20 protein-coding genes are annotated in these 20,187 nt (G+C 59.9%); 10 read left to right on the top strand and 10 right to left on the bottom strand.

The window, feature by feature from the left end; translation table 11 throughout:
• Positions 1-51: 51 nt before the first annotated feature.
• Genes KO536_RS02490 through KO536_RS02480 form a run of 3 tightly spaced genes read right to left on the bottom strand, consistent with a single transcriptional unit; the run spans position 52 to position 1,433 of the window.
• A complete protein-coding gene (locus KO536_RS02490) occupies positions 52-225 on the bottom strand; it encodes a DUF3094 family protein (RefSeq protein ID WP_133078575.1) in 174 nt (57 codons plus the stop codon).
• 54 nt (positions 226-279) lie between these two features.
• Positions 280-807 carry an MOSC domain-containing protein gene (locus KO536_RS02485; RefSeq protein WP_219260965.1) on the bottom strand — a complete coding sequence of 176 codons (528 nt, stop codon included), beginning with the start codon at positions 805-807 and terminating at the stop codon, positions 280-282.
• Positions 804-1,433: a DUF1780 domain-containing protein gene (locus KO536_RS02480; protein ID WP_133078573.1), complete on the bottom strand. Its 630-nt coding sequence runs from the start codon at positions 1,431-1,433 to the stop codon at positions 804-806. The genes KO536_RS02485 and KO536_RS02480 overlap by 4 nt, the downstream gene beginning before the upstream one ends.
• 109 nt (positions 1,434-1,542) lie before the next feature.
• Between KO536_RS02480 and KO536_RS02475 the strand changes: the two genes are divergently transcribed.
• Positions 1,543-2,229 (top strand): energy-coupling factor ABC transporter permease, encoded by a 687-nt coding sequence (locus tag KO536_RS02475; protein ID WP_133078572.1) that lies wholly within the window; start codon positions 1,543-1,545, stop codon positions 2,227-2,229.
• Between the two features lie 103 nt (positions 2,230-2,332).
• Here the strand turns inward: KO536_RS02475 and yacG are convergent, their stop codons facing one another.
• The 4 genes from yacG to KO536_RS02455 are packed head-to-tail and all read right to left on the bottom strand — an operon-like array spanning position 2,333 to position 5,238.
• Positions 2,333-2,536, bottom strand: coding sequence for a DNA gyrase inhibitor YacG (gene yacG / locus KO536_RS02470; RefSeq protein ID WP_016779444.1), 204 nt, complete (start codon positions 2,534-2,536; stop codon positions 2,333-2,335).
• A complete protein-coding gene (gene coaE, locus KO536_RS02465) occupies positions 2,533-3,153 on the bottom strand; it encodes a dephospho-CoA kinase (protein ID WP_133078571.1) in 621 nt (206 codons plus the stop codon). The genes yacG and coaE overlap by 4 nt, the downstream gene beginning before the upstream one ends.
• 4 nt (positions 3,154-3,157) lie before the next feature.
• Positions 3,158-4,024: an A24 family peptidase gene (locus KO536_RS02460; RefSeq protein WP_219261009.1), complete on the bottom strand. Its 867-nt coding sequence runs from the start codon at positions 4,022-4,024 to the stop codon at positions 3,158-3,160.
• Positions 4,021-5,238, bottom strand: coding sequence for a type II secretion system F family protein (locus KO536_RS02455; protein ID WP_219260963.1), 1,218 nt, complete (start codon positions 5,236-5,238; stop codon positions 4,021-4,023). The genes KO536_RS02460 and KO536_RS02455 overlap by 4 nt, the downstream gene beginning before the upstream one ends.
• Positions 5,239-5,450: 212 nt before the next feature.
• Here KO536_RS02455 and KO536_RS02450 point away from each other — a divergent pair, with 212 nt between their 5' ends.
• From KO536_RS02450 to KO536_RS02440, 3 genes are all read left to right on the top strand, one after another.
• On the top strand, positions 5,451-5,858 hold the full coding sequence (locus KO536_RS02450) for a prepilin-type N-terminal cleavage/methylation domain-containing protein (RefSeq protein WP_133078568.1): 408 nt from the start codon (positions 5,451-5,453) through the stop codon (positions 5,856-5,858).
• A 177-nt stretch (positions 5,859-6,035) separates the two neighbouring features.
• On the top strand, positions 6,036-7,526 hold the full coding sequence (locus KO536_RS02445; RefSeq protein ID WP_219260962.1) for a DNA-3-methyladenine glycosylase 2: 1,491 nt from the start codon (positions 6,036-6,038) through the stop codon (positions 7,524-7,526).
• Positions 7,527-7,528: 2 nt separating this feature from the next.
• Positions 7,529-8,026, top strand: coding sequence for a methylated-DNA--[protein]-cysteine S-methyltransferase (locus KO536_RS02440; RefSeq protein WP_219260961.1), 498 nt, complete (start codon positions 7,529-7,531; stop codon positions 8,024-8,026).
• 33 nt (positions 8,027-8,059) lie between these two features.
• Here the strand turns inward: KO536_RS02440 and nadC are convergent, their stop codons facing one another.
• Positions 8,060-8,908 carry a carboxylating nicotinate-nucleotide diphosphorylase gene (nadC, locus tag KO536_RS02435; RefSeq protein WP_133078565.1) on the bottom strand — a complete coding sequence of 283 codons (849 nt, stop codon included), beginning with the start codon at positions 8,906-8,908 and terminating at the stop codon, positions 8,060-8,062.
• Between the two features lie 400 nt (positions 8,909-9,308).
• Between nadC and KO536_RS02430 the strand changes: the two genes are divergently transcribed.
• The 3 genes from KO536_RS02430 (at position 9,309) to ampE (ending at position 12,228) form a co-directional block, all read left to right on the top strand.
• Positions 9,309-10,748: a DUF1631 family protein gene (locus tag KO536_RS02430; RefSeq protein ID WP_374105681.1), complete on the top strand. Its 1,440-nt coding sequence runs from the start codon at positions 9,309-9,311 to the stop codon at positions 10,746-10,748.
• 83 nt (positions 10,749-10,831) lie between these two features.
• A complete protein-coding gene (gene ampD / locus KO536_RS02425; protein WP_133078563.1) occupies positions 10,832-11,395 on the top strand; it encodes a 1,6-anhydro-N-acetylmuramyl-L-alanine amidase AmpD in 564 nt (187 codons plus the stop codon).
• Positions 11,392-12,228: a regulatory signaling modulator protein AmpE gene (gene ampE, locus KO536_RS02420; RefSeq protein ID WP_133078562.1), complete on the top strand. Its 837-nt coding sequence runs from the start codon at positions 11,392-11,394 to the stop codon at positions 12,226-12,228. The genes ampD and ampE overlap by 4 nt, the downstream gene beginning before the upstream one ends.
• 162 nt (positions 12,229-12,390) lie before the next feature.
• Here the strand turns inward: ampE and KO536_RS02415 are convergent, their stop codons facing one another.
• Positions 12,391-13,185, bottom strand: coding sequence for a TatD family hydrolase (locus KO536_RS02415; RefSeq protein WP_133078561.1), 795 nt, complete (start codon positions 13,183-13,185; stop codon positions 12,391-12,393).
• A 2-nt stretch (positions 13,186-13,187) separates the two neighbouring features.
• Positions 13,188-14,183, bottom strand: a complete 996-nt coding sequence (gene cra, locus KO536_RS02410; RefSeq protein WP_219260957.1) for a catabolite repressor/activator — start codon at positions 14,181-14,183, stop codon at positions 13,188-13,190.
• Positions 14,184-14,520: 337 nt separating this feature from the next.
• Between cra and ptsP the strand changes: the two genes are divergently transcribed.
• From ptsP to KO536_RS02395, 3 genes are read left to right on the top strand one after another with little or no spacing between them, the layout of a single operon-like run.
• On the top strand, positions 14,521-17,382 hold the full coding sequence (gene ptsP / locus KO536_RS02405) for a phosphoenolpyruvate--protein phosphotransferase (protein ID WP_219260956.1): 2,862 nt from the start codon (positions 14,521-14,523) through the stop codon (positions 17,380-17,382).
• The gene (pfkB, locus tag KO536_RS02400; protein ID WP_219260954.1) at positions 17,382-18,323 is read left to right on the top strand and encodes a 1-phosphofructokinase; all 942 of its coding nucleotides are present in this window, start codon (positions 17,382-17,384) and stop codon (positions 18,321-18,323) included. The genes ptsP and pfkB overlap by 1 nt, the downstream gene beginning before the upstream one ends.
• Positions 18,324-18,334: 11 nt before the next feature.
• The gene (locus KO536_RS02395; RefSeq protein ID WP_219260952.1) at positions 18,335-20,074 is read left to right on the top strand and encodes a PTS fructose-like transporter subunit IIB; all 1,740 of its coding nucleotides are present in this window, start codon (positions 18,335-18,337) and stop codon (positions 20,072-20,074) included.
• The last annotated feature ends 113 nt before the right edge of the window (positions 20,075-20,187 follow it).

The following is a 20,187-nucleotide window of genomic DNA, read 5'->3' as shown; positions in this document are numbered from 1 at the left end:
GGCTTGAAAAGAATTCTGTGCCTGAACCGACCCGGGCGAGCGCAACGCAGCTCATAGCGCCAGGTAACTCAGGAGGCGGCTCAAAAGGCCCATGCCGATCACCACCATCACCACGATTGCAAGGAGCAGCCAGGGCCTGAAAGGCCGGCGCTCAACCTGATGTTGTGGCAGTTGCAGGTACTCTTCGACATGCTTCAGATCATCTGGGTTCAGGCGGCTGGGCATTTTTTTGGCCTCGTCAAATAGACGTTGCAGGAAGTGTAAAAGCTACAGCATTGATCAACCGGGATGAAAAGAAGCATAGCCGTCAGGTCCCAATGGCTCGACCCGCAGTTCGTCCTCAAGACGAATGATCCCGCTTTCGATCACCCGGGCCGTGATTCCTCCGTGGCCACGTACTGCCTGGAAGGTGCCCCGACCCAGGCGTTGCTCCAGTCGCGCACACGGCTGGCACCAGCCAGTGGTTTCAAAAATGGCCTGACCAATCTTGAAACGTCGGCCTTTGAGGCTGAACAGGTTGATCCCGCTGATCACCAGATTGCGTCGTAAATCCTGCGCCAGGACCAGATGCTCCCCGGATCGCCCCAGCAGGGAGTTGATGACGGCGATGTGCTCCCACTGAATCAGCGTCACTTGTCGGGCATTGCGGGCGCCGGGCCGGGCATGATCGCCAGTCAGTCCGGCTTCGCGCCGGGCTTCTACGGCGTCCAGCTCAAGCATGTCGGCGCGTGACTCGGGGCGCACCCCGATCCAGCGCACTCGACCGGTTTGCGGGACGTCAGCAATCAGCTCCTGCAGGGGACTCACAAGCTGATACCGACATCGAAAATAATGCTGCGCCCCAGGTTGTTGCGTAGAAAGTCCGGCGCATCCGGTTGTGCAAACAGTACGCGGGCAAAGGTTGGCCCTACCAGTGACAGCGACCGCCAGCCCTGGCGCAAATATTCAGTCGGAGGCGGGAAGTGGCTGTTGAGGTCCAGGACTTCGCGCTTGAGGCTGGAAAACGCAATGATGTCCAGCTGTCCCAGGTCGATATCGCGCTCTTGGTAGTTGTTGGCTTTTTTGTGCAGGGTAGGGCCCAGGCGCTGCAACAGTTTGCTCGCCGGAATCCGCTTGGGTCGCGCTTCGCGACGTACCAGCTGGCTCAGGGAGTAGGCGCTGCGGCGACGCTGGAGCTCTTCGCGCCATTCATCGTTCAGGCGCCGGCCTTCATCGAGTACAAAAAACACTTCAAAGCGCGCATCACCAAACAGCACGTCCGGGGGCTCCTGGCTCGCCTGGATGAAGTCTTCGTTGTGATAGGGAATGTTCAACCCTTGCAGCAGGCGCTGGCAGACCCAACGCTCACGCTCCCATTTGCGGGCATTGGATAAAAAGGCATTGGCTTGCTCGGCCTGGATGGTGAGCAAGCGGAGATAGTCTGAGTCGTCCATGAACGCAGCTTAGCCTTGAAACAGGTGTTACTGAAAGTCCGGGTGTAGACTCAGGCGCATTCAACAGGGAGGGTTGAGCGGTGTGTTTTGAACAGGCAGGGCAAGGCAGATGATAAGTACCCAGGTGTTATCCACGCCAACGATGGTGATCGGCTGGCTGATCTATGTTCCCGTTGTACTGTGGGCCATCTGGCGCGCGCCCTGGGTTGAGCTGTTTAGCGACACGCGTCGCCAGCACCTGTTGTTTGGCACGGTATTCGGGCTGTTTTTACTGTGGCTGGTACGGCGCGACTTCGAAGTCGGGGTGTCGTATCACTTTATTGGCTTGACGGTGGTCACATTGCTGCTCGACTGGCCGCTGGCGGTGGTCGGTGCGCTTCTGGCGCAAGCCGGGCTGGTGTTGTTGGGTCGTCAGGATCTGGCCGCCATGGGCGTCAATGGCGTGTTGCTGATTCTGTTGCCAATCGCCGTGACCGAAGGTTGTGCTCGCATTGTCGAGCGGGCGCAGCCGCGTAATCCCTTTGTCTATATCTTCTGCTCGGGTTTTTTTGCCGCAGCATTGGCGGCGTTGCTGTGCGTAGGGGCGGTACTGGGGGTGTTGTGGCTGGACGGGTTGTTCGTCATGCCGTTCTGGCTGGAGGACTTTGTCGGCTATCTGTGGCTGATCATCTTTCCCGAGGCGTTTATCAACGGGATGCTGGTCACGGCGCTGGTGGTGTTCTGCCCTGAATGGCTTGAGACCTTCAACCGCACCCGCTACCTGGCGGCGCCGGGCAAGGATGATGGCCCCGAATAAATGGCCTTGCCCTGTGGGAGCCGGTTTTGCCCGCGATGGTATCGCTGAGGTTTACCTGACAGGCCGAGTTGCCTGAATCGCGAGCAAGCCCGCTCCCACGTTTTTAGTGCAGGCGTTCGCTCAGGTCCTCTGAAAACAGATCATCTTCAGCATCCGGGCTCACCGGAATCTTGTGTTCTTCGGATGCCCAGGCACCCAGGTCAATCAGCTTGCAGCGGTCCGAGCAAAAGGGGCGGAAAGCGTTGGTGGTATCCCATTGCACGGCTGTGCCACACGTCGGGCAGTCTATGGTCATAGGTTTGGTCATGGTTGGCCTCCACGCAAAGTTAGATAAAAGTTATGCAGGCGTTCGACCTCAGTCTGCAACGCCTTCAGATCGTTGTCATTGACCAGCACATCGTCAGCGTGGCGAAGGCGATCTTCGCGACTGGCCTGAGCCTTGAGAATGGCCTGCACCTGCTGCTCGGTGGTGTTGTCGCGCAATAATGTGCGTTGTATCTGCACGGCTTGGGGTGCATCGATCACCAGCACGCGCTGGGTTGTCGTGTATTGCCCTGACTCGATGAGCAGCGGCGAGACCAAAATGGCGTAGGGCGATTGTGCCTGCGCCAGGTTGTTCGCGATCTCTTCACGAATCAGCGGATGTAGCAGCGCCTCAAGCCAGCGACGTTGCACAGGGTCGGAAAAGATGAGGTTGCGTAGCGCGCCTCGATTGAGCTGCCCATCGGCTTGCAGCACCTCATCGCCAAAATGCTCTGCGATTGTGGCCAGCGCCGGGCGCCCCGGCTCGACAACCCAGCGTGCAGCATGATCGGCGTCCACCACGTGTACGCCCAGCGCGGCAAAATGTTCGGCGGCGGCACTTTTGCCGCTACCGATACCGCCGGTCAGCCCGAGAATCCAGGGTTTGGAAGGTGGAGTCATCGTGTCAAACCGAAATCTGCCAATAGAAGCCGGTTATTTGACCACCCCAGAGCAATGCAATCCAGCCGGCAATTGCCAGATACGGCGCAAAGGGGATGGGGGTCGAGGTATTGGCCCGGCGCATGGCCAAAAGACTCAACCCCACCAGCGCCCCCAGTAGCGAGGACAACAGGATGGTCAAGGGCAGAACCGTAAACCCGCCCCAGGCGCCAAGCATGGCCAGCAACTTGAAGTCGCCATAGCCCATGCCTTCCTTGCCTGTGATCAGCTTGAATACCCAGAACACCGACCACAGGCTTGCGTAGCCCAATGCCGCGCCCCATACGGCCTGCTCCAGAGTCGTGAACGTGGAAAAACTGTTCAGCAACAACCCCAGCCACAGCAGGGGAAGCACCAGAGAGTCGGGTACGATCTGATGGTCGAGATCAATCAGGCAAATGGCGAGCAGCCCCCACGTCAACAGGAGCATGCAACCCGCTTGCACGCCAAAACCGTAATGCCAGGCAACAAACGCCGACAGGATCGCGCAACACAGCTCAGTCAATGGATAGCGCAGGCTGATAGCCGTTTTGCAGCTCGAGCACTTACCCCGCAACACCAGGTAGCTCAGCAGCGGAATGTTCTCCCAGGCCCGCAGTGAATGCTGGCATGCAGGGCAATGGGAGCGGGGCTGCATCAAGTTATACACAGGGCCCTCGGCGGGCGCTGGCAGATCCAGCAGTTCGCGGGCCTGGGACTGCCAGTCCTGTGCAAGCATCTTTGGCAAACGCCACACCAGCACATTGATAAAACTGCCCACCAGCAACCCCAGGATCAGGGTGCAGGCGATGAAAGCATCGGGTTCAGTGGTCAAAAAATCCATCATGCTCAGATCACTCGACCCAGGTTGAAAATGGGCAGGTACATGGCGATGACCAGCCCGCCAACCATGACTCCAAGTACCACCATGATTACCGGCTCCATCAACGTTGTCAGGTTATCGACCAGGGTGTCGACCTCGCCTTCATAATAGGCGGCTACGTGGTCAAGCATGTTGTCCAGTGTGCCGGATTCTTCGCCAATGGCGGTCATCTGAACAGCCATGCCCGGAAAGACCCCGGCTGCGCCCATGGCCACATGGATCTGGCTGCCTGTCGCCACCTGTTGCCTGAGGCGCAGTACGGCCTCTTTGTACTGGCTGTTGCCAGTGGCGCTGGCCACCGAATTCAGCGCTTCAAGCAGCGGCACACCGGCAGTCAGGGTGGTCGACAGCGTGCGGGAAAACCGGGCCATTGCCGTCAAGTGCAGCAGGTTGCCCATGACGGGCAGTTTTAACAGCCACCCATCAACGCGCTGGCGCAATGCAATAGAGTTTTTGTAGCGATGCCGCAAGCCCGCAAGGGTAACGCCTAGAATGCCCAGCAACCACAGACCGTAGACTTGTAGCGTTTGCGAGAGGGCGATCACCCACAAGGTGAACGCGGGAAGTTGTGCGTCGAATGAGTGGAACACCCCCTGAAATTGCGGGACCACTTCAATCAACAAAATGCTGCACACCGCCAACGCCACCAGCAGTACGGCGACAGGATAGGTCATGGCTTTCTTGAGTTTCTTTTTCAGCGCTTCTGTTTTTTCCTTGTGGGTGGCGACGCGACGCAGTAGCACGTCGAGGGCCCCGGCTTGCTCGCCTGCTTCAACCAGGCTGCAGAACAGAGGGTCAAAACAGGCCGGCTTTTTGCGCAGCGCAGCCGTCAGGCTGGTCCCTGCGCCGATGTCCTGCTTAAGCTCGATGACCTGCTGGCGCATTGCCCGTTGTTCAAGTCCCTTGGCAATGACGTCCAATGCCTGAAGCAGCGGGATGCCAGCACTGATCAGGGTGGCCAGTTGGCGCGTGAACAGAGTGATCTCCAGTGCTGTAATGGATTTTCCTGAAGGGGACTCACTGTTTGCATGGCGCCGGATTTTACTAACGGTAATACCTTGGCGACTGAGACGGGCCCGTATCATGGCGTGGCTGTCGGCCGTGATTTGACCGCTGATCACAGACCCCTTCAGGTCAGAGCCCTCCCATTGGTAGCGCTTGTTCTTTATGGCCTGTGTTGCCATGCATCCATCCCTGGAACGCTGAGCGTCCTGCTGTGTTGTGAGTCCAAAGACTAGATGCGCTGAGCCTGGGCCCGCCTCCTTGAGCGTGTCCAAAGGTGTCAGTGATGCAGTTGTGGAGCATCGGCCCACTAACCTTGATAGCCTGTGCGCACTTTTCTGGCTGCACAGCATTGCTACGGCGCTGATTGGCGCCACTTCTTCGGAGACTCCGCGTGAAACAACAAAAAGGCTTCACCCTGATCGAACTGATGATCGTCGTTGCGATTATTGGTCTGATCGCTTCGTTTGCATTTCCGGCTTACAACGACCACGTCATGAAGACCCGTTTTGCCGAGGTGAACGCAATCGGCAACACCTACAAGACAGCTGTTGCCCTGTGCTTCAGCCAGAGCAATGACCTGGCGGTCTGCGATGCAGGCACCAACGGCATTCCTGCCCCGGCCGAAGCCACTGACAACCTGGCGGCGGGCATGACGGTGATAGATGGCGTGATTACCATGGCCGGCACTCAGGCCGCCGGTGGTTGGGTCAGCGTGCTGGTCCCCACGTTGAGCGGTTCGGGCGCAACTCTGACCTGGACACAAAACGGCACCTGCCTGGCCAGCGGTGCCTGTCAGTAAAATGCGTTGTGTGAGCTTTCCTGCGGTGCCCATTTAACGGGCACCGCAGGTGTAGCCCGGTCAGTTTGGCGGGCATTGTGCTGTGCAATCGCGGACCAAGACCGGTTTGACCAACGGCCCACATTGACGTCCGAAAATGGCGAGAACCGGTAAAGTTGCGGTGCTATTGTGCGGCTTATGAACTCAGATGACTGCCTGTCCACGCCCAGTATCGCCGCCTGCGAAATCGCTCGCTTGAGCCGCGATGCGCGTTTTGACGGGGTGTTTTTTACGGCGGTGCTCAGTACCCGGATCTACTGCCGCCCCGTGTGCCCGGCACGAGCTCCCAAAGCGCAAAATGTGGTGTATTACCCCAGCGCCGCAGCGGCTCAAGCTCAGGGCTTTCGCCCTTGCCTGCGCTGTCGGCCGGAGCTGGCGCCGGGCAATCAGCTTTGGTTGCAGGGAGAGCATCTGGTGGCGCGAGCGCTCAAGCTAATTAATGAAGGTTATCTGGCGGATCATTCGCTGGAGGCGCTGGCGGAACGCATGAACGTGGGGAGCAGGCAATTGCGTCGCTTGTTTGTTCAGCACTTGGGGGCGCCACCGATGGCGGTGCATTCCACTCAGCGCCTGTTATTTACCAAGCAATTGTTGACCGAAACCGACCTGTCGATCACCGAAGTGGCCATGGCTTCCGGCTTTGGCAGTCTGCGCCGTTTCAATGCGGCCTTTGCCGAGGCCAATCATGCCGAGCCCAGGGCCTTCAGGCGCAGCCCAAAGGCTCGTGCGGACAAGGCTCTGGTACTGCGACTGGGGTATCGCCCGCCTTATGACTTCACAGCCCTGCTGGGTTTTTTACAGAGTCGGGCCTTGCCCGGTATTGAGCGAGTCGACGGGCGCAGTTACCAGCGGGTTTTTGGCACGGCGGATGCGCCAGGCTGGCTGCGGATCAGCCAATGGCCGGGGGAGCAGCATGCGCTGCAACTGGAACTGCGCAACGTGGAGCCAAGCCAGATGCTGGGCGTGGTCACGCGGATTCGACGGATGTTCGACCTGGATGCCGACCCTCTCGCCATCGCCCGCACGTTAAGCTTCAGCCCGCTGCTGGCGCCGGTTATCGAACGGTATCCGGGCCTGCGATTGCCCGGTGGCTGGGACGGATTTGAAGTAGCCGTACGGGCCGTGCTGGGGCAGCAAGTCAGTGTGGCCGCTGCGCGAACCCTTGCCAGTCGTATCGTGCAGCGCTACGGAATTGCCATTGAGGCGGGTGCCGGTTCTGGCCTGGATCGACTGTTTCCGGGACCGCAGCAATTGGTAGATGCCGACCTTGGGCAACTGGGCATTACCCAGGCACGTATCAATACGATCAAGGGGATTGCGGGTGCGCTTATCGATGGCCGCGTCGATTTTGCGGTGGAGCAATCGTTAGAGCGCTTTATCAGCCGCTGGGTGCAACTGCCCGGCATTGGTGAATGGACCGCCCACTACATCGCCATGCGCGTGCTCAAACACCCCGATGCGTTTCCCGCTGCAGACTTGATTCTGCGACGCGAAGCCAACCCCGGCGGCAGTGCGTTAAGTACCAGGGCGCTGCAGGCACTGGCCGAAAGCTGGCGCCCATGGCGGGCCTATTCAGTGATGTATTTATGGCGCGCAGCCACCGACTCGGCGTCTGCACGAAAGGTATGAACATGAAAACTGTGTACTACGAACAAATGCCATCACCCATTGGCCCGCTGTTTTTGGTCGCCGATGATGAAGGGCTGCGAGAAGTGCGTTTCGAACTGGAGCGCCGGCCGCATACGCCGTTGGACGGTTGGGTGCATTCGCCCGGCAAACTCGCTGAAGTCCGACGTCAATTGGAAGAGTACTTTGCGGGTGAGCGCCTGACATTCGACTTGTTGCTCAAGCCCCTGGGCACTGAGTTCCAGCAGTCGGTATGGCAAGCGCTGACCACCATTCCCTACGCCGTGACCACCAGTTACGGACAGCTATCGCAGCAAATCGATCGGCCCAAGGCGTCTCGGGCGGTGGGGGCCGCGAATGGGCGTAATCCGATTCCGATCATCATCCCGTGCCATCGCGTGATTGGCAGCAACGGAGCACTGACCGGTTTCGCCGGCGGGCTGGCGGCCAAGCAATGGCTACTGGCGCATGAACTGAAGTGCCAGGGCTTTGCGCTGTCTTGATCAACCAGCAACAACCTGTGGGAGCAGGGCTGTTCAGAGGCTCAAGCGCATCGACAAATCCACTGCTTTGACATCCTTGGTCATGGCACCAATCGAGATGTAGTCCACGCCAGTTTCGGCAATCGGGCGCAAGGTTGTCTCGTTGATGCCGCCGCTGGCTTCCAGTTTGGCTTTGCCCGCGTTCAGGCGCACCGCTTCACGCATATCGTCCATGCTCAATTCGTCGAGCATGATGATGTCAGCGCCTGCTGCCAGAGCCTCCTTGAGTTCCTCCAGGCTTTCGACTTCTATCTCTACCGGCTTGCCTGGTGCGATTTTGTGCGCAGCGCTGATGGCCTGGGCAATGCCGCCGCAAGCAGCGATATGGTTTTCCTTGATCAAAAATGCGTCGTACAGACCGATACGGTGATTGTGGCAACCGCCGCAGGTCACTGCGTATTTTTGCGCCAGACGCAGGCCCGGCAGGGTTTTTCGGGTGTCCAGCAACTTGACCTGGGTGTCGGCCACTTGATCGGCCAGGTATTGCGCGTGGGTAGCCACGCCCGACAGCAATTGCAGAAAGTTCAGTGCACTGCGTTCACCGCTGAGCAGTGAGCGGGCAGGGCCTTCAAGGTGGAACAGCACTTGGTTGGGGCTCACACGCTCGCCATCGGCGACTTGCCAATGCACGGCAACTCGGGGGTCAAGCTGGCGAAAGACAGTGTCGACCCAGGCGGTACCGCTGATGACCGCTGTTTCACGGGTGATAATCGTGGCTTTGGCCAAGCGTTCGGCCGGGATCAGCCGTGCAGTGATATCGCCGCTGCCAATGTCTTCGGCTAACGCACGACGCACGTTGGCTTCGATTTCGGCAGTGAGGTCGGCCAGGCGTAAATTCGGCATAACGAGCTCCACAAACAAAGTGCGCCGATTATAGGGCCATGCCGCTGGCGAACCCAAGGTGTGCGCAGAGTCACAAGCAAATGCCTGCAATGTGCTTCTTTCGGCACTTTGAACATTAATACTCACCCTTGGTCATTCAAATGCAGAGTCCACTGGTACAAGCGCCTTCTTTTGCAAGATAATCCGCCTTTGGATTGGCGCCATAGGTTTGACGTATAGCCATTGCCTTAATTTCGATACACCGGCCAGTGCATGCGCCACTGCCGGCTTCTGTTTGTGAGCGTTAAAAATGGCTCTGACCACGAGCGTTCACTGGCAAGCGAAGAGACCCTTCAGGGAGGCCAGGATGCAAAATGACGGGAAAGTGGGGCCTGTGCACAGGACCGCCACTGAGTTGGCGATGCATTCGCCACTTGCCCGCCTGCCTGTGATCCTGCTGCAGGTTCATGACAAAGCCGCTCAGCAGCTCAGGATCGAATTGCAGGCGCTGTTCGACAATGCCGATGAAACCTTGTTTGAAATGGCCGACAAGGCTCAAAGCGATACCGAGCAGAGCCTGTTTTTTGAAGCCATGCGCGATGTGCGGCTCAAGCGCAAACACATTGAACGCGGCTTTCTTGAGCACCTGTTTGATGCCTTTGTCAGTCTGACCCGGCCCGATGTCAGTGAGCCCACGCTACAGGCTGGCGCCCCGGCACAGGCTGCGTTCTCACTGATGGCCAATGACCTTGAGCGGGCTCAAGTGACCAGTGCAATGGTGACGCGGGTGCTGAACCGCAACCAGTTGGCCCTGTGCCAGTTGAGCACTCGTCTCAATACCCTAAGTTGCATCCCCCTGGATGAGCAGAACAACCCCCTGGGCCCGGCCCGGCTGTGCGAGTACTTTTTGCAGGCCGAGCGGGATCAGGGCGTGGACATCAAGGTCAAGCTCATCATGCTGCGCCTGTTCGAGAAGTACCTGCTCAGCAGGACCGAGCATCTGTACGCCGATGCAAACCAGTTGTTGATCGCCACGGGTGTGTTACCCGACCTATCGGAAAAGACCTCGTGCTGCGCAGTGAAAGCCGGTGCCCTTGCGCAGGAATTACCCGATACCGGTGAAAATGCGAGCTACCTGGTAGGGCTGTTATTCGATTACATCCGCGATGACCGGAACCTGTCACCTGCGTTGAGAAAGCTGCTGGGACTGTTGCGCGAACCGGTGCTGCAGATCGCCCAGAGCGATCAGAACTTTTTCAGTTGTGACAGCCACCCGGCCCGTCGCTTGCTCAATGTGATCGCTGGCGCCGCCATTGGCTGTGGCGAGAGTGCCGATCACTGCAACGACCTGCTGTATCGCAAAATCGAGCACGTGGTACTGCAACTGGTGCGGTATGCGGGCAATAACCCGGCGCTGCTTGAATCGTTGCTGCATGACTTTTTGATGTTTACCCGCGGCGAATACAGCCGCAGTGAGTTGCTTGAGCAGCGCACCCGTGATGCGGCGCAGGCTCGCAGTTGCCCCACGTTTGAACCCGAGCCGCAGACATTGCCCTTGCCCGTTCTTGATGAGCAGGGCCACCTTGGGTTGTTGCTGGTCAGCCAGTTGCGTATCGGCACCTGGATCGAACTCCAGGAAGACGACAACACATCCCTGCGTTGCAAGCTGATTACGATCCTGGAGCCCGGCGGCACGCATGTTTTTGTCAATCGCATCGGGGCCAAGGTGATGGAAAGAAACCGCACCGATCTGATCGTCCAGCTGCGCAACGGGACTGTTTTGCCGCTCGACGACCGCTTATTGATTGACCGGGCGCTGGAGTCGGTAATAGACAGTCTGCGTCAGTCCAGCCCGGAGTAGACGGGTAGTACGCAGATTGCTCCCCATCGGCGCGCTCATCGCGGCATACTGGGCCTTTCGTTTTGCCTGTTGAAGGAGCCTGTATGCAATTGGACCCCGCGAGCGGCTGGTTTCAAGGAGTGCGCCATTGTCCGTCCCCCAACTTCAATGCGCGCCCTAGTGACGAAATCTCCCTGCTGGTTATCCACAACATCAGCTTGCCCCCCGGGCAGTTCGCCACCGGCAAGGTTCAGGAATTCTTCCAGAACCGACTGGACGTCACAGAACACCCTTACTTTGAAGGCATTGCGGACTTGAAAGTGAGTGCGCACTTCCTGATCGAGCGAGATGGGACTGTGACACAGTTTGTCTCCTGCCTTGATCGTGCATGGCATGCGGGGGTTTCGAGCTTTGAAGGGCGAGAGACCTGCAATGACTTTTCCCTGGGCATTGAACTTGAGGGCACCGATGAGCTGCCCTTCACGGATGCGCAGTATCAGGCGTTGACAGCCTTGAGCCGGCAATTGCAGGCGGCTTTTCCCGATATCACCCCCCACAGGATATGTGGTCATAGCGACGTTGCACCGGGGCGCAAGACGGATCCGGGGCCGGCTTTTGATTGGATGCGCTTTCGCAGCGCGTTGCAGCACACAGGAGAGAAGCAATGAGTTTTGTGGTGTTACTGCTGGCGATTCTGGTCGAGAAGTTCTCGGGTTTGCGTCAGCGCCTGCAATGTGACGGTGGCTGGCTGCGCGAGTTGCACAAGCTCGAAGCCAGTCCCGGCCTTGGCAATAAACCCTGGTGGGTGTTGTTCATCCTGATTGCATTGCCTGCAGCCGTGTTGGGCCTGCTCCTGGTGGTGCTGCACCCTGTGGCTTATGGCCTGTTGGCGCTGCCGATCCACCTGCTGGTGGTGATTTACAGCCTGGGGCGCGGCGACTTGCTGGGCGGGCTCGGGCCGTTTCGCGACGCCTGGCGGCGTGGCGACTTGCAGGCGGCTGCCCATGTTGCCGAGCGTGATCTGGGCGTCAGTGCCGACAGCGGCGAGCAATTGCTGGAGAAGGTGCAGGGGCATTTGTTGTGGCAGGCCTACCAGAGCTTTTTTGCGGTGATTTTCTGGTATTTCCTGCTGGGGCCTGTGGTGGTCTTGAGCTATCGCTTGCTGGCCCTGGCGGCAGAGCACAGCCAGAATCCGGCACTGGTCGAACGTGCCGGGCAGTTGCGTCATGCCTTTGACTGGTTGCCGGTACGGCTGCTGGCCGCGAGTTTTGCGCTGGTAGGCAACTTCGCAGCGGTCAGTCGAGTGATGCTGCATGAGCTGCTGAGTTGGGACATCAGCGCCGCGCAACTGATCAACAAGGCTGGCTGTGCCGCTGCCGAAATCCCCGCGCCACAGGCCGGGCCTGAAGGTGTGGGCAGTCTCGACACCCTCTGGGCCTTGTTGCTGCGCGCGGCGGTGCTTTGGTATGCGTGTTTTGCGGTGTGGGCGTTGCTGCTCTGACATCACACGGTCCCTGTTGATGCTCTGTAGTCGCTGACGAGCCGTGCGAGGCTGCGTTCGAGCGCGAAGCGGTCGCAAGCCCTGTAAGGGCGGTATGCCTGAATCACCGGGGCGCATGGTTTTGCGACTGCTGCGCAGCCGATCGCAGCCTCGCACGGCTCGTCAGTGACTACAGGTTTGGGACCAGCCAAAGACTTCACAGGCATTAGCCGTAGTGGCCTCGGCTAAACGCTCCGGGCTGATGCCCATCACCTCGGCCAGTGCCTGGCAAATATCGGGCAGGTACTCCGGGCTGTTGCGCTGGTTGGGGTGCATGGCAGGCGCCATGTCGGGGGCGTCGGTTTCCAGCACCAGGGCGTCCAGCGGCAAATCGGCGATCACTTTGCGCAGGCGCAAGGCCTGCGGCCAGGTGGCCGCGCCACCCAGACCCAGTTTGAATCCCAGCTTGATATATTCGCGGGCTTCTTCGCGACTGCCTGCAAATGCATGAACAATCCCGCCGCGCTTTAGCCGCAAGCGCTTCAGTGTCGCAATCACCTGAGCATGGCTGCGCCTGACGTGGAGCAGGGCGGGCTGTTGAAAGTCGGCGGCCAATTGCAGCTGCGCTTCAAACAGCGTTTGCTGGCCGTCACGGTCGAGCTCGGGAAGAAAGTAGTCCAGGCCGATTTCACCCACAGCACATAACTGCGGATGCCCCGCCAGGCGGCTCAGCCATTGCTCGAGCTCAATCACCTGCTCAGGACGATGATCGTTGAGGTACACCGGGTGCAAGCCAAAGGCGGCATACAGCTGGCTGTCGGTTTGCACCAGATCCCACAATCGCTGCCAATTGCTCTGATAGACCCCCAGCACCACCATTTTTTCAACACCCAACGCTCGACTGCGCGCCAGTAACTGCGGGCGGTCAGCGTCAAAGTCCGGGAAGTCGAGGTGGGTGTGGGTGTCGATCAACTGCATGCTCAGGCCTGATGGATGCGCTGTTTGAAATTACGTGCGATCGCATGAATGCCGGGCACGTAGTTCTGCTCTTCAATGGCTGCCAGCGCCAGGTTCAGGGCTGTTTCGGCGATCAGTTTGTGTTGCTGGCCCATGGCATTGACGGGCAGCGGCAGGAAGTCCAGCAACTGTGTGTCACCAAAGGTGGCCAGGCGCAAGGGCGGCCGCTGGGTCGGGTGCTCCAGCAATGCGTCGAACATCCCCTGCAATAGCACGTATGAGGTCGTGATCAGCGCATCCGGGAAGTGCCCCTGACGCGCCAGCAATTCATCGATGATCCGGCGTCCACATTCGCGGCTGAAGGCCGCGCCGTGTTCAATCAGGACTTCGCCTTCAAACCCTTCGACAGCCTGTTTGAACCCGGCTTCACGGGCCTGACTGACGCTCAGTTCAGGACGGGCGCCGATCAATACAATCTGCCGGGGCAATGGCTGTAACAGGCTGCGGGTCAATTGCAGGCTGGCTTCGCAGTCATCACTGATAACCGAACAAAAACGCTCCGGCTCCATCGTCCGGTCAATGGCAATGATCGGCATGCCCAGGTCTTGCAACTGGCGGTAGCTGTTATCTTCTTCGGGCAAGCAACTGGCCACGAACAGGGCGTCGCAACGGCGGGCACGAAACAGCTTGAGCAACTGGCGCTCACTTTCCGGGGCATCGTCGGAGCTGGCGATCAGCAACTGATAGCCCCGGGCACGGGCGCCTTGTTCGAGTTGCTTGGCCAGGCGGGCATAACTCGGGTTTTCAAGGTCCGGGAGGATAAACCCCAAGGTGCGCGTGTGCCGGCTGCGCAGTCCGGCCGCTTGCGGGTTGGGGGTAAAGCCGTGTTCCTCGACCACAGCGCGTACGCGCTCGACCGTGCTGCTGCTGATGCGCTGCTGCTCGGCTTTTCCATTGATGACATAGCTGGCCGTGGTTACGGAAACACCTGCCAAATGAGCGATATCACTGAGCTTCACGCCGAAAATTCCTTATTTTTTGTAGTACATGTCGACATTTTGGCCAATCCTAACCGATAAAGGCAGCCGACCATCGTCTGCCCTTCGCGTCCTGCCTTTTTTGCAACATCCGCAGCGAGCACCCATCAATACGACAAGTTGGACTTCAAGCGCGAGCAATTATGCAGTAACGTGCCGGGTATTCTTGATTAAACGTTTCAGCAGACGTATTTAAAGGTGCTTATCCCGGTAGCGATGTGCTTGCCACACATCCGCAGACACAGCCCGTGATCAGCGACCTAAGCTGACTTAATTCAAAACAATACCGGGTGCCATAGAGCGCCGGAAAGGAGAACGCATGCTCGAGCTCACCATAGAGCAGATTTCCATGGGCCAGACGGCTGTGGACAAGTCTGCGGCGTTGCAATTACTCGCCGATAAACTGGTTGCCGATGGCTTGGTGGCTGAAGGTTATCTGAGCGGCTTGCAAGCGCGTGAGGCTCAAGGTTCGACCTTTTTGGGCCAGGGTATCGCCATCCCCCATGGCACGCCTGAAACCCGCGACCTGGTGTTCACCACGGGGGTGCGTTTACTGCAGTTCCCCGAGGGGGTGGATTGGGGCGATGGGCAAATGGTGTATCTGGCGATTGGTATTGCGGCCAAGTCCGACGAGCACCTGCGCTTGCTGCAACTGTTGACCCGGGCCCTGGGCGAGACCGATCTGGGCGAAGCCCTGCGTCGCGCGAGCTCTGCCGAAGCCTTGCTCAAATTGCTCCAGGGCGCTCCCCAGGAACTGGCGCTGGATGCCCAGATGATTGGCCTGGGTGTGTCCGCGGATGACTTCGAAGAGCTGGTATGGCGCGGCGCACGCCTGTTGCGCCAGGCCGATTGCGTGAGCAATGGCTTTGCCGCCGTACTGCAACAAGTTGATGCGCTACCCCTGGGCGATGGCCTGTGGTGGCTGCACAGCGAGCAGACGGTCAAGCGTCCGGGTCTGGCGTTTGTAACGCCGGACAAACCGATGCGCTACCTGGGCCAGCCGCTGAGCGGTCTGTTTTGCCTGGCCAGCCTGGGCGAAGCCCATCAGGCATTGCTGGAGCGCCTGTGCGCGTTGCTGATTGCCGGTCGCGGTCACGAATTGGGCCGGGCCACCAGCCGTCGTGCGGTGCTCGAAGTGCTGGGCGCAGAGTCGCCGGCTGACTGGCCGAGCGCCCGTATTACCTTGGCCAACGCCCACGGTTTGCATGCGCGCCCGGCCAAGGTTCTCGCGCAACTGGCGAAAAGCTTTGAAGGTGAAATCCGCGTCAGGATCGTTGACGGGCAGGACTCGGCAGTTTCAGCCAAGAGCCTGAGCAAGTTGCTCAGCCTCGGTGCCCGTCGCGGCCAGGTGCTGGAGTTTGTTGCCGAGCCGAGCATTGCCAATGACGCATTGCCCGCGCTGTTGGCGGCTGTCGAAGGCGGTCTGGGCGAAGAAGTCGAGCCGCTGCCGATCCTGGTCGAAGCAGCCCCGAGCGTGGCCGAAATTGCCACGCTGATCACCGCTCCGGTTGCCGGTAGCGTGGTGCAGGCCATCGCCGCCTCGCCCGGCATTGCCATTGGCCCGGCCCATATTCAAGTGTTGCAAACCTTCGACTACCCGCTGCGTGGCGAGTCGTCAGCGGTTGAGCGCGAGCGCCTGCAAAAAGCCTTGAACGAAGTGCGTCAGGACATTGAAGGCCTGATTTCGCGCAGTCAGTCCAAGGCCATTCGCGAAATTTTCATCACTCACCAGGAAATGCTCGACGACCCGGAACTGACAGACGAAGTCGATTCGCGCCTCAAGCAGGGCGAAAGTGCCGAAGCGGCCTGGATGTCCGTGATCGAAGCCGCTGCACACCAGCAAGAGTCCTTGCAGGATGCACTGCTGGCTGAGCGGGCGGCCGATCTGCGGGATATCGGTCGCCGCGTCCTGGCCCAGTTGTGTGGCGTGCAAACCCCGGCCGAACCTGACCAGCCCTATGTGCTGGTGATGGATGAAGTGGGCCCGTCGGACGTGGCGCGTCTTGATCCGGCACGGGTAGCGGGTATTTTGACCGCCCGCGGTGGAGCGACTGCGCACAGCGCCATTGTCGCTCGTGCACTGGGTATTCCGGCGCTGGTGGGGGCAGGCGAAGCCGTGTTGTTACTGGCGCCGGGCACTCAGCTGTTAATCGATGGCCAGCGCGGTCGCTTGCACGTTTCACCGGATGCCGACGCCTTGCAGCGTGCCACCCAGGAGCGCGACAGCCGCGAACAGCGCTTGCTGGCCGCTTTTGCTCAGCGCCACGAACTGGCCGTGACCCAGGATGGCCACCCGGTTGAAGTGTTTGCCAATATCGGCGAAAGCAAAGGCGTCGCCAGTGCAGTGGAGCAGGGCGCCGAGGGCATTGGCCTGTTGCGCACCGAGCTGATTTTCATGGCCCACTCCCAGGCGCCGGATGAGGCCACTCAGGAAGCTGAGTACCGCCGCGTGCTGGATGGCCTGGACGGGCGGCCCCTGGTGGTTCGTACTTTGGACGTGGGTGGCGACAAGCCGCTGCCGTACTGGCCGATCGAGAAAGAAGAAAACCCGTTTCTGGGTGTTCGCGGTATTCGCCTTACCCTGCAACGTCCGCACGTCATGGAAAGCCAGTTGCGCGCTTTGCTGCGCTCGGCAGACAACCGCCCGCTGCGCATCATGTTTCCGATGGTGGGCAGCGTGGCCGAATGGCGGGCTGCTCGCGACATGACCGAACGTCTGCGGCTGGAAATTCCGGTGGCCGATTTGCAACTGGGGATCATGATCGAAGTGCCGTCCGCCGCCTTGCTGGCACCTGTGCTGGCCAAGGAAGTGGATTTTTTCAGCGTCGGCACCAACGACCTGACCCAGTACACCCTGGCCATCGACCGTGGTCACCCGACCCTGTCGGCTCAGGCCGACGGCCTGCATCCGGCGGTGCTGCAACTGATCGACATCACCGTCCGTGCCGCCCATGCCCACGGCAAATGGGTTGGCGTGTGCGGCGAACTGGCCGCTGATCCGCTGGCGGTGCCTGTACTGGTTGGCCTGGGCGTGGATGAGCTGAGCGTTTCGGCGCGCAGCATCCCTGAAGTCAAGGCGCGGGTGCGCGAGTTGAGCATGGATCGCCTCAAAACCCTGGCCGCCCAGGCCTTGACTGTTGGCAGTCCGGATGAAGTTCGTGCATTGGTGGAGGCGCTCTAATGGCCAGCATTCTGACCATCACCCTCAACCCGGCACTGGACTTGACCGTGCGCCTTGGGCATCTGGAGCCGGGCGAGGTCAATCGCAGCCCGATGATGCTGACCCATGCCGCGGGCAAGGGCATCAACGTCGCGCAAGTGCTGGCGGACCTGGGCCACACACTGACGGTGAGCGGCTTTTTGGGCGAAGACAATGCGCAAGCATTCGATGCGTTGTTCAAGCGCCGTGGCTTTGTCGACGGGTTTGTCCGCGTGCCCGGTGAAACCCGCAGCAATATCAAACTCGCCGAAGACGATGGTCGCGTGACCGACCTGAATGGGCTTGGGCCGCAGGTCAGCCCGCAGGCGCAGCAAGCTTTGCTCGACATACTCGATCGAATTGCACCCGACCATGATGCAGTGGTGGTGGCCGGCAGCTTGCCCCAAGGCGTGAGCCCGCAGTGGCTGCATGATCTGGTGCTGCGCTTGAAGGCGCTTGGTTTGAACGTGATTCTGGACACCAGTGGCCAGGCCTTGAAAGAAGCCTTGGTAGCGGGCCCCTGGTTGATCAAGCCCAATACCGAAGAACTCAGTGATGCCTTGGGCAGCGATATCAGCAGCCTTGAGGCCCAGATCGAAGCGGCCACTCGTTTGCAGGCGCTGGGTATTGAACACGTGGTTATTTCCCACGGTGCTGACGGTGTGAACTGGTTCAGCCACGCCGAGGCCTTGCAGGCATTGCCGCCCAAGGTCAGCGTAGCCAGCACGGTGGGGGCAGGCGACTCGTTGCTCGCGGGCATGGTCCACGGTTTGCTCAGCGGGCACAGCCCCGAACAGACCTTGCGAACCGCCACGGCCATTGCGGCGATGGCAGTCACTCAAATCGGTTTTGGTATCAGCGATGCGGCGCACCTGGCGACGCTCGAAAGCGGCGTTCGCGTTCGCCCCCTGACAAAAGAATAAGAGGGATACACATGAAATTAGCCATTGTGACGGGCTGCCCCAACGGCATGGTGACCAGCGTGCTATGTGCCCGTTTGCTCGATGCCGCCGCGCAGCGCCAGGGCTGGAGCACCAGCGTTGAAGTGCATGATCCCAAGCACCCGGAACGTCAATTGTCGGCGGCCACCCTCGACGAAGCCGAGTGGGTTTTGCTGGTCAGCAGTACACCGCTGGACATGCAACGTTTTATTGGCAAACGGGTATTTCAAAGCACCCCGGCCCAGGCCCTGCAGGATGTAGAGGCCGTGTTGCTGCGCGGGATCAAAGAGGCGCAAATCTACACGTCGCCTGCGCCATCCTCGGCCCCTGTCGAGAGCGAGAAACGCGCACCTAAAATCGTCGCCGTCACGGCATGCCCGACCGGTGTTGCCCACACCTTCATGGCGGCCGAAGCCTTGCAGCAGGCGGCCAAGCGATTGGGTTACGAACTGCAGGTCGAAACCCAAGGCTCGGTCGGTGCGCGCAATCCGTTGAGCGCCGAGGCCATCCGGGACGCCGATGTGGTGCTGTTGGCGGCAGATATCGAAGTGCCTGCCGAGCGCTTTGCCGGCAAAAAGATTTACCGCTGCGGCACCGGCATTGCCCTCAAACAAGCCGAAGCCACCCTGAACAAGGCATTGGCCGAAGGCCAGCAAGAGAGCGCCGCGACGGGCGGCTCAGCACCGGCCAAGCAAGAAAAAGCCGGGGTCTACAAACATTTGCTGACCGGCGTGTCCTTCATGCTGCCGATGGTGGTGGCGGGCGGTTTGCTGATCGCGTTGTCCTTCGTGTTTGGCATCTCTGCCTATAAAGAGCCCGGCACGCTGGCGGCAGCCCTGATGCAAATCGGTGGTGACGCTGCGTTCAAACTGATGGTGCCGCTGCTGGCGGGTTACATCGCTTACTCGATTGCCGACCGTCCGGGCCTGGCGCCGGGGATGATTGGCGGTCTGTTGGCGAGCACGCTGGGTGCCGGGTTTATCGGCGGGATCATTGCCGGGTTTATCGCGGGCTATTGTGCCAAGGCGATCAATCGCTATCTGCAATTGCCGCAAAGCCTGGAAGCCTTGAAGCCGATTCTGATCATCCCGTTGTTCGCCAGCCTGTTTACCGGCCTGGTGATGATCTACGTGGTGGGCAAGCCGGTTGCCGGGATGCTCGAGGGCCTCACCCACTTCCTCGACAGCATGGGCACCACCAACGCCATTCTGTTGGGTGTGTTGCTGGGCGGGATGATGTGTGTCGACCTTGGCGGGCCTATCAACAAGGCGGCGTATGCGTTTTCGGTCGGGCTGCTGGCTTCCCAGAGTTATGCACCGATGGCGGCCACGATGGCGGCGGGCATGGTGCCGCCGATCGGGCTGGGCATTGCGACCTTCCTGGCGCGACGCAAGTTCGCTCAAACCGAGCGTGAGGCGGGCAAAGCGGCACTGGTGCTGGGGCTGTGCTTTATTTCTGAAGGTGCGATCCCGTTTGCCGCCAAAGACCCGCTGCGGGTTATCCCGGCGAGCATCCTGGGTGGCGCGTTGACGGGCGCATTGTCGATGTACTTCGGCTGCAAGCTGATGGCACCGCACGGCGGCTTGTTCGTGCTGCTGATCCCGAATGCGATCAACCATGCGCTGCTGTACTTGCTGGCGATTGTGGCGGGCAGCCTGTTGACTGCGGTGGTGTATGCAGTGATCAAGCGGCCGGAGCCGGTGGAAATGGCGCTGGAGACAGCCAAGGCGTAGTCGCCTGGTAGCCAATACCTTGTGGGAGCGGGCTTGCTCGCGATGGACTTGATGCAGTTGATCTGATTCACCGCATTGAGCCTTTCGCGAGCAAGCCCGCTCCCACAGGAGTC

Source organism: Pseudomonas sp. NKUCC02_KPG, assembly GCF_019345465.1.
In the GTDB taxonomy this organism is placed as follows: domain Bacteria; phylum Pseudomonadota; class Gammaproteobacteria; order Pseudomonadales; family Pseudomonadaceae; genus Aquipseudomonas.
Note: the sequence above shows the minus strand (reverse complement) of the source record. Positions and strands in the feature narration are given on the sequence as shown.

Excerpts from the sequence above, each read along its gene's own strand:
- KO536_RS02490 (WP_133078575.1), bottom strand. The coding sequence starts at position 225 with ATGCCCAGCCGCCTGAACCCAGATGATCTGAAGCATGTCGAAGAGTAC.
- KO536_RS02480 (WP_133078573.1), bottom strand. The coding sequence starts at position 1,433 with ATGGACGACTCAGACTATCTCCGCTTGCTCACCATCCAGGCCGAGCAA.
- KO536_RS02475 (WP_133078572.1), top strand. The coding sequence starts at position 1,543 with ATGATAAGTACCCAGGTGTTATCCACGCCAACGATGGTGATCGGCTGG.
- yacG (WP_016779444.1), bottom strand. The coding sequence starts at position 2,536 with ATGACCAAACCTATGACCATAGACTGCCCGACGTGTGGCACAGCCGTG.
- coaE (WP_133078571.1), bottom strand. The coding sequence starts at position 3,153 with ATGACTCCACCTTCCAAACCCTGGATTCTCGGGCTGACCGGCGGTATC.
- KO536_RS02455 (WP_219260963.1), bottom strand. The coding sequence starts at position 5,238 with ATGGCAACACAGGCCATAAAGAACAAGCGCTACCAATGGGAGGGCTCT.
- KO536_RS02445 (WP_219260962.1), top strand. The coding sequence starts at position 6,036 with ATGAACTCAGATGACTGCCTGTCCACGCCCAGTATCGCCGCCTGCGAA.
- KO536_RS02440 (WP_219260961.1), top strand. The coding sequence starts at position 7,529 with ATGAAAACTGTGTACTACGAACAAATGCCATCACCCATTGGCCCGCTG.
- nadC (WP_133078565.1), bottom strand. The coding sequence starts at position 8,908 with ATGCCGAATTTACGCCTGGCCGACCTCACTGCCGAAATCGAAGCCAAC.
- KO536_RS02430 (WP_374105681.1), top strand. The coding sequence starts at position 9,309 with ATGCATTCGCCACTTGCCCGCCTGCCTGTGATCCTGCTGCAGGTTCAT.
- ampD (WP_133078563.1), top strand. The coding sequence starts at position 10,832 with ATGCAATTGGACCCCGCGAGCGGCTGGTTTCAAGGAGTGCGCCATTGT.
- ampE (WP_133078562.1), top strand. The coding sequence starts at position 11,392 with ATGAGTTTTGTGGTGTTACTGCTGGCGATTCTGGTCGAGAAGTTCTCG.
- KO536_RS02415 (WP_133078561.1), bottom strand. The coding sequence starts at position 13,185 with ATGCAGTTGATCGACACCCACACCCACCTCGACTTCCCGGACTTTGAC.
- ptsP (WP_219260956.1), top strand. The coding sequence starts at position 14,521 with ATGCTCGAGCTCACCATAGAGCAGATTTCCATGGGCCAGACGGCTGTG.
- pfkB (WP_219260954.1), top strand. The coding sequence starts at position 17,382 with ATGGCCAGCATTCTGACCATCACCCTCAACCCGGCACTGGACTTGACC.
- KO536_RS02395 (WP_219260952.1), top strand. The coding sequence starts at position 18,335 with ATGAAATTAGCCATTGTGACGGGCTGCCCCAACGGCATGGTGACCAGC.